Genomic DNA, 515 nt, shown 5'->3' with positions numbered 1-515 from the left:
TTGTCCTGTACCGTGAGGCGGAAGACGTAGGTGCCCTCCAGCAGGCTGCCCGCTGTCAGTGTTGCCGTTGTCGCCCCGCTGAGAGTTGCCGCAGGTCCGCTCACCTTCGTCCAGCTGTAGGTGCTGACGGTGCCGTCACTGTCTGTTCCCGAGCCGCTCAGCTGCACGCTGTTTGTCGGCAGGGTGATAGACTTGTCCGGACCGGCACTGGCTACAGGAGGCTGATTGGAGGTGGTGGTTCCAGCAGGCGAAAGCCTGCTTCCGGGGATGGGCGCCTCCGTTTTCCCATCCGGCAGCTGCCAGGCCACGGCCAGGTTGTCGCCGCCCCAGCTCTGCTTGTGCAGGGCCTCGATGTAGTAGCGCTTGCCTGCCTCCAGCCGGACGGCAGCAGACTTCTGGGAGGCGTACTTGCCCCACTCACGGGAGCTGGTCCAGCCGGTGACGGAGGCAATCTTCACCTTGCCAGACGGGCTGTCGGTGGTGCTCAGCCACAGCTCCGAGTTGTCATCCGAGGC

At 64.9% G+C, this 515-nt stretch carries 1 protein-coding gene; it reads right to left on the bottom strand.

The window, feature by feature from the left end:
- Window positions 1–515 (bottom strand): PKD domain-containing protein (locus ACFS7Z_RS27410; protein WP_449301472.1); only part of this gene is annotated, 515 nt, incomplete at both ends.

The organism is Pontibacter toksunensis (genome assembly GCF_042686245.1).
Classification (GTDB): domain Bacteria; phylum Bacteroidota; class Bacteroidia; order Cytophagales; family Hymenobacteraceae; genus Pontibacter; species Pontibacter toksunensis.
This window is presented reverse-complemented; position numbering and strand designations above follow the sequence as displayed.